The following is a 6,340-nucleotide window of genomic DNA, read 5'->3' on the forward strand; positions in this document are numbered from 1 at the left end:
TCACAGGGGGCGCCCTCGGTGTTCGATGATCACGGGCGGTTCACGGCAGCGCGCCGGCCAACCGCTGATACGCCTCGAACTCGCTCCACCGCGGGTGATCCGCAAGGAGCGGGGCCAGGGCGCGCGGGGGCGCGAGCAGCTGTCGGATCATCCGGAGCGCACGCATCCGGGCATGCTCCAGCTCACGCCACCGCGGGGCGAGCTCGGCTGCCTCCTCCGAGCTCATCGGCATGGCGTCCAGCGCTCGTTCGAGCACCGGGCCGGGATCGAACAGGGGGACGTCCGCACGCGGCCCCACCTTCTCCAGCAGCCAGGACCTGAGCCACAGGTCGCGCAACAGCCATTCGTTGCGCTGCGTGCCGGTCGCACGCTCGGCGGCCGCCAGCAGGGCCGGCCACGCCTCGGTGATCGCCCGCCACTGCTCGTCGCTCACCCCGGCCGGGTCCGCCTGGATGCGGGCGGCGAACTGCTGGGCCGCGGCCATCCATTGGCTCACGTCCCCAGAGGCGTCGTCCGTAGCCACCGCCGACCAACGACGCGCGTGCGCGTCCAGGTCGAGCCGGTCCAGCCCGTCGAAGAGGCCACTCATCAGAACATCTCCCCCGCCGCCGCGCACGCTTGCCTGCCGTGCTGTTCCGCTCCGCTCCGTTCAGGGCTGTGGCCCGGTTCCTCCGCATGAGCGGAGGAACCGGGCCACAGCCCTGTGCGGCTCCCGAACGGGTCTTGGTCGCGACCGGCCGTCAGCCGGTCACGTACTGGTGCATCCCGGGTACGGTCAGCGTGCCGCCGAACTGGCCGGCCTGGACGACCTTCACCTTGGTGAAGTAGATCAGCGGTATGTTCAGCGGCGGCGGGTTGTCCGGGCTGAACGTGATCGGGATCAGGCCGAGCAGGTTGCCGGAGATGCTCTCGGTGTACATCACCGTCTTGCCGTCACGGATGGTGGACGTCGTACCGCTGCCGGCCTGCACGTGGTACGTCTTGCCGGACTGCTTGTCGTTCACCGTCTGGTGCAGATCGCCGATGTCGGTGCCGTCGGAGATGACGTACTTCAGGACCTTCTTGACGCTGCCGTTGGCGGTCTTCACCTTCACGATGCCCTGGTAGTCCGCGCCCTTGAGGAGCAGCGAACTGGCGTTCAGGTACCAGGGGTCGTCGGGCAGGGTCACCGGGTTGTCGACGCCGCCCTCGGCGTCGGTGGCGACCGGGCAGTTGGCCGCGTCGGTGGTGGAGCTCGCGGACGGGCTGGGGGACGAGGTGACCGCGTCGGTCGCGTCCTTGACCGCCTTGGTGGTGTCCTCGGCCGCCTTGGTCGCCGTGTCGGTCGTGTCCTTCACGGTGTTCTTGACCGTGTCGGCGACCTTGCCGGTGGTGTCCTTGAGCGTGTCGGACGTGGTCTTGTCGCCGGTGTCCTTGGTCGCGCTCGCCGAGGCGGACGCGGAGGCCGACGGCGTGGGGCTCGCGGTGGCGCTCGACGTGGAGTCGCTGCCGCCGGTGAAGATGCCCGTGATCGCGTCGCCGATGGTGCCCAGCAGGTCGCCCCCGCTGCTCGCGGACGCCGACGGGGTCGCCGCCGAAGTGCTGCCACCGCCACTGCTCTGCGCCGACTTGCTCGCGGACGGCGTCGGCGTGGACCCGGCCTTGTCGTCGGAACCTGAATCCGACGAAGAGGTCTTGTCCGGCGACGCGGACGTGCTGGCCGAGGGGGTCGGCTCCGGCTTGTCGGCGGACGCGGAGGCGCTCGCCGAGGAAGAGGAGGAGGCCGAAGCTGAGGGGGTCGGACTGGCCGACGTGTCCTTGCCGTCCACGGCCTCGACGCAGTTCTGGTACTCGTCGGCGGTCAGGCTCTTGGCGGGCGAGTGGTCGTCGGCCTGGGCGAGTGTCGGCGTGAATCCCATCCCCATGAGGACCGCGGTCGGCATCGCCGCGATGGCGACGGCCTTGCCCGCGGGCACGTGGAACCTGGTGAACAGCGGCTTCCTCGGGGCCGCGTGGCGCGGCCCGGTTCTCACCCGGGACTCGTCCACCTCGGTCCCGCGGATCACCTCGTCAGCCGGCACTGTGCCTCCCGTTCGCCCCGTAGGCGGAGCTCATTCCTGACAGGTCCCTCGGCTCGCCCGACTCGTCGGCGACCGCGGGGCCCGCGCTGTCGGCACCGTGCTGGATGCCCATGGACTCCGGGCTCTGCGGCAGGTGCGGGGTGTTCGGGGTGGTGTCGAGGGCGTCCGGGGCGCCGCCCTCGCTCTTGTGCGCCGGCGCGCGCTGCTCCTCGCCGGGCTCACCAGGAACCCAGGAGACCGCCATCGCACCGCCGGTCATGGCGAAGAGGAAGCCGATGAGGAAGCCACCGAGGTTGGACACCGGGATGGAGACCAGCGCGAGCAGGATCGCGGCGACCCCGGCGAAGGTCCGTACATGCTTCTGGAACCAGAGGCTGATACCCAGGACCCAGAGCAGCACGCCGATGATCAGGGAGCCGGCGCCGGCGGTGGTGGACATCGCCAGCGTCAGATGGCCGATCTGGAGGTTCGCATACGGGAAGTAGGCGATGGGGAAGCCGCCGAGCAGGATGAACAAGCCGGCCCAGAACGGGCGATCGCCCCTCCAGGTACGGAAGTTCCGCCGGAAGACTTGGAGATAGTGCTCGCTCTGCCCGGGTGACTCGGCGCTCATGGAAACGGCTCCCTGGAACGGCTTTACTGTGAGACGTACGCGCTTGAGAAGTTCACGTACTACTGGAAAGGGTGGGGCGGGCGGGGCAACTGCCGGCTCCCCCGCCCGCCCCCTGGAGTGCCTAGTAGCACTCCTTGACGCCCTTGGACACCGACATCTTCAGACCGCTGAGCTTGAACGTACCGGCGGTGGTCGCCCACGCCGTCTGCTTCACATCGGTCAGGTCGGCCGACTCGGCCTGCTGGGCGAATCCGTACGGGTTCGCCTGGTCGCCCTTGCCGATGCCCGGACCCTTGCTGGCGTCCTTGGCCGCAACACCGATGTCGATGTTGTGGAACGTCGCGTCAGCCTGCAGGTCCTCGACGTCGATGTACAGGTTCTCGGCCTGGACCGGAGTGCCACCGCCGCCCGCCTTCAGGACCAGACTGACCGATCCGAGCAGCGGGATGTTCGGGGTGACCACGGACTGGCACATGTTGGTGATCGACGCGGACTTGAACGCCGAGACCGCGACGGGGTGAGCCGTCTTCTGACCGTCGAGGGTGTACCCCGAGTCGATGGCTCCGTACTGCGAGAAGCCTTCTCCGTGGAGCGAGTCCGCCGTCACCTTGAACGACTGACCCGACACACTGAACGACGCGGCGAGAGCGCCCTGCGCGAGGGCGACACCTATCGCTGCCGTGGCGGCCACACTGGGCACCATCACGACCGCGAACCGCTTCCATCTGGTCCCGCCACGCACCTGGGACTCCATATTTCCTCCTTCTCGGACGTACATCTCCTGGCCCTGACTGCCCCATGTCGGCGGCTCAGCCGGGCAGGGATGGGAGAAGTGCTACGTCCTCGGGAAGGAGAGCGCCCGTACCCGTCGAGCGCCAACTGCGCCCGACATCACCGGCGATCACCCCCGAGCGACAACCACTGGTCGCGCCTGACACACATCACGCACAACCTGCTGGACAGGCTCCGCCGAACGGCAGAGACCCCCCTGTCCAAGGGCCGGCGCCACTGCCGCCGCCCCTACTCGGTGGGGACCCAGAAAACCCCTTGACCCGATTGGTTGTCGGGGTAGGGGGAATGGACCGAGCGTCGCCGATCGTGGTGCATTCTCGCCGCCCGCACAAGGGGGTTCGTTACTGGCTAGTAACGGCCGGATAACCGAACAACGACCCGGCGGTATCGGTCGACAACTCTGGGTGGCGCCAAGGGGGACACCAAAACAGTTGATCCATGGACAGAATCCGACAGATCAACGCTCCTGACTTACTCCGAGTAACAGCGGCCGCGTTTACCAAGTTTTGGTAAAGCGCGGCCACCTGCCGCTCTCTCGGCAAATCTTTCACCTGGGCATCACACGCCCCGGCGTTTAGGAACAGGTCAGCACACCGGGCGGAGCCCGGTCCGGGAGCCGATCAGAACAGCGCCCGCGCCAGCGCCCGGCGCGCCGCGATCACCCGCGGATCGTCGCCACCCACGACCTCGAAGAGCTCCAACAGCCTCAGCCGTACGGCATCCCGGTCGTCGCCCGCCGTGCGCTGCACCGTGTCGATGAGCCGCCCGAACGCGTCCTCGACGTGCCCGCCCACCAGGTCGAGGTCCGCGGCCGCGATCTGCGCCGGTACGTCCTTGGGCTTCTCGGCGGCGTCCTTGCGCACCTGGAGCGGGTCGGCACCCTGCACACGCTGCAGCAACTCGGCCTGCGCGAGGCCGAGCCTGGCCTCCGTGTTGCCCGGGTCGTCGCTCAGCACGTTCTTGTACGCCTGTACCGCGCCGCCGAAGTCACCCGCGTCCAGGGCCTGCACAGCGGCCTCCAGGAGCGCGTCGTAGGGCCCTGCCGGCACCTCGTGCACCTCCGGGGCGCTGCCGGGCTCGGCCTCGGGGTCGACCGTCAGGCCGGTCAGGCCGAAGCGCTGCTCGGCGACCTCGACGAGCTGGTCGAGGGTCCCGCGGATCTGCGCCTCCGCGGCCGCACCCTGGAAGAGCGGCAGAGCCTGCCCCGCCACGACGGCGAACACGGCCGGGATCCCCTGGATCCCGAACTGCTGCATCAACATCTGGTTGGCGTCGACATCGATCTTGGCAAGGACGAACCGTCCGTTGTACTCGACGGCAAGCCGTTCGAGCACCGGGCTCAACTGCTTGCAGGGCTCGCACCACTCGGCCCAGAAGTCGATGACGACCGGAACCTCGGTGGACCGCTGAAGGACATCGCGCTCGAATCCCGCCTCGTCGACATCGATGACGAGGCCGGCGGGAGAGACGGCCCCGCCTCCGTCGCCCTGCCTGGCCGCTTCGGCGCGCGCCTGCTCCGCCTTCGCCTTGGCCTCCTGGGCCGCCTTCACCGCGGCGAGGTCGACGACTCCGCTCATGGACATGTTCCGTGGCTGCATGAGTACATCCTCCCCCTTCCTCGCGCACGTGTGAAAAGCGCTGTGAAAGCCGGGCCGCTTTACGACGCGACCCGACTCGATCCGTGCTGTCGGGCGCCGGGTCCCCACCTGGCGCCCATGGTTGTCGCCCGTCCACGAGTCACCATGTACGAGCTTTCGCTACGGCTCGTAGCGTAACTGTCCCTCGGGTCCCCTGTCCGCCATACCCCGGTGATCTCCCTCACGACTTCACACAACCGCCTGATTTGGCCGGCCGGGGCGGCGGATAAGGTCCTGACATGCAGAGTCGCGCCACCACCCCCCGCACGGGACGCCCGCGCAGCGCTGCCGCGGACGCCGCGATCCTGCAGGCGACGCGGGCGGCGCTGGTCGAACTGGGCTGGTCCAAGCTGACGTTGGGGGACGTGGCGACCCGGGCCGGGGTCGCCAAGACGACCCTCTACCGTCGCTGGGCGGGCAAGAACGAGCTCGTGGTCGACGCGGTGGCCGTCCTCTTCGACGAACTGGAACTCCCCGACCGCGGGAGCCTCGCCGCCGACATCGAGGGCGTGGTGCTTCAGTTCGCGGAGCTCCTGAACCGGCCCGAGACCGCGACGGCCCTGATGGCGGTGGTGGCCGAGTCGACCCGCGACGAACCGCTGCGCGAACGCATCCGCACGTCCATCGTCGACCGCCAGAAGCGGCTCGTCGTGGAGGGGCGCGCCCGGGCCACCGCGCGCGGCGAACTCCCTCCGGAGTCCGACCCCGAGGCCGCCGCGCGTACGGCGGACCTCATCTTCGACGTGGTCGCGGGGGCGGTGGTGCATCGCACTCTCGTCAGCGGGGAGCCCGCGGACGAGGAGTGGGTCCGCGCGTTCACCCAGGTCCTCCTCCTGGGCCTGACAGCCACACCTCCCGCCCCCTGAACAAACCTCGCCGTCAAACGGTGGGCAGGTCGGGGTAGGTGGGGCGCGGTGAGTGGCCTCGCCGTCGACCACCGGCCGACCCGAGGCTTTCAGGGGCGCGAGGAACTGCGCGACCGGCCCCCACGCACCCGCGGCCGAAAGAGGACGCCCGAGGCCTGGGGCGCAGCCCCGGCTCAAGGGGCGCGAGGAACAGCGCGACCAGCCCCCACCCACCCGCGGCCGAAGAAGGACGCCCGAGGCCTGGGGCGCAGCCCCGGCTCAAGGGGCGCGAGGAACTGCGCGACCAGCCCCCACCCACCCGCGGCCGAAGAAGGACGCCCGAGGCCTGGGGCGCAGCCCCGGCTCAAGGGGCGCGAGGAACTGCGCGACCAG

At 69.6% G+C, this 6,340-nt stretch carries 6 protein-coding genes; 1 reads left to right on the forward strand and 5 read right to left on the reverse strand.

Features of this window, described 5'->3' with window-relative positions; genetic code table 11:
* Positions 1–40: 40 nt before the first annotated feature.
* The 5 genes from ACZ7M3_RS42395 to ACZ7M3_RS42415 all read right to left on the reverse strand — a co-directional run bounded on the left by ACZ7M3_RS42395 (position 41) and on the right by ACZ7M3_RS42415 (position 5,063).
* Positions 41–589, reverse strand: coding sequence for a hypothetical protein (locus ACZ7M3_RS42395; protein ID WP_472070913.1), 549 nt, complete (start codon positions 587–589; stop codon positions 41–43).
* Positions 590–740: 151 nt separating this feature from the next.
* Positions 741–2,060 (reverse strand): hypothetical protein, encoded by a 1,320-nt coding sequence (locus ACZ7M3_RS42400; protein ID WP_472070915.1) that lies wholly within the window; start codon positions 2,058–2,060, stop codon positions 741–743.
* Positions 2,050–2,673 carry a DUF6114 domain-containing protein gene (locus ACZ7M3_RS42405; protein WP_472070917.1) on the reverse strand — a complete coding sequence of 208 codons (624 nt, stop codon included), beginning with the start codon at positions 2,671–2,673 and terminating at the stop codon, positions 2,050–2,052. Before ACZ7M3_RS42405 ends, ACZ7M3_RS42400 begins: the two co-directional genes overlap by 11 nt.
* A 121-nt stretch (positions 2,674–2,794) precedes the next feature.
* Positions 2,795–3,427, reverse strand: coding sequence for a DUF6230 family protein (locus ACZ7M3_RS42410; RefSeq protein ID WP_097286268.1), 633 nt, complete (start codon positions 3,425–3,427; stop codon positions 2,795–2,797).
* A 658-nt stretch (positions 3,428–4,085) separates the two neighbouring features.
* Complete coding sequence (locus ACZ7M3_RS42415; RefSeq protein WP_472070919.1) at positions 4,086–5,063, reverse strand: tetratricopeptide repeat protein; 978 nt, start codon at positions 5,061–5,063, stop codon at positions 4,086–4,088.
* Positions 5,064–5,341: 278 nt separating this feature from the next.
* On the opposite strand from ACZ7M3_RS42415, the gene ACZ7M3_RS42420 reads away from it, so the two are divergent.
* Positions 5,342–5,968 (forward strand): TetR/AcrR family transcriptional regulator, encoded by a 627-nt coding sequence (locus tag ACZ7M3_RS42420; protein ID WP_382007448.1) that lies wholly within the window; start codon positions 5,342–5,344, stop codon positions 5,966–5,968.
* Positions 5,969–6,340: the final 372 nt, after the last annotated feature.

Source organism: Streptomyces sp. NPDC111656 (genome assembly GCF_055656965.1).